Origin of the sequence: Caballeronia arvi (assembly GCF_001544695.2) — a bacterium.
Lineage (GTDB): Bacteria > Pseudomonadota > Gammaproteobacteria > Burkholderiales > Burkholderiaceae > Caballeronia > Caballeronia arvi.
Genome location: NZ_FCOM02000300.1, coordinates 1 through 733 on the forward strand (window position 1 = coordinate 1; position 733 = coordinate 733).

General features: G+C 68.8%; 1 protein-coding gene. It reads left to right on the top strand.

Going from position 1 to position 733, the window contains the following annotated elements; all coding sequences use genetic code 11:
- The first annotated feature begins 32 nt into the window (after nt 1-32).
- Nucleotides 33-725 (top strand): alpha/beta hydrolase family protein, encoded by a 693-nt coding sequence (locus AWB74_RS45015; protein ID WP_087039607.1) that lies wholly within the window; start codon nt 33-35, stop codon nt 723-725.
- Nucleotides 726-733 lie beyond the last annotated feature (8 nt).

Below are 733 nucleotides of genomic sequence, written 5' to 3' on the forward strand. Positions count from 1 at the left end.
CGCAAAGGCCACAACGACACGACCTGAATACGATGGACGACTCAGAATCGCTTTCCCTGGCACTGCCCGACGGCTCTAAGGTCTCTGCGCTCCTCCGAGTGCCGAAGGACGCGCGAGCCCTATATGTCTTCGCGCACGGTGCCGGGGCGGGCATGCAGCACACCGGCATGTCGTCATTGGCCGACGCGCTTGCGGCGGCCAATGTCGCCACATTGCGCTACCAGTTTCCGTACATGGAGCGGGGCTCCAAGCGAGTGGACTCGCCGGCCGTGGCACATGCTGCCGTGCACGCAGCCGTCGCAGAGGCCCGCCGGCGGCTGCCAGCCCTGCCGCTCTTCGCGGGCGGCAGGTCGTTCGGCGGCCGCATGACGTCCCAGGCCCAAGCCATCTCCCCGCTCGACGGCGTGCGTGGCCTCGCTTTCGTCGCGTTCCCGCTGCACCCGGCGGGCGCGCCCGGCGTCGAGCGGGCACGGCACCTGGCGGACGTCACGGTGCCGACTCTCTTCCTGCAGGGCACGCGCGACAAGCTGGCCGAGCTTCACCTGCTGAGGTCGGTCGTCGAGACGCTGGGGCCACGCGCCACGCTGCATGTGGTGGACGACGCAGATCACTCGTTCCACGTGCGTGCGTCCTCCGGCCGGACCGACGCGCAGGTCGTGCTCGAACTAGCACGGACGATGTCGGCGTGGTTCTTCGCCGAAGGAGAGTTCGTGCGCGTTACCTGAGCAAGCGC

Excerpts from the sequence above, each read along its gene's own strand:
- AWB74_RS45015 (WP_087039607.1), top strand. The coding sequence starts at position 33 with ATGGACGACTCAGAATCGCTTTCCCTGGCACTGCCCGACGGCTCTAAG.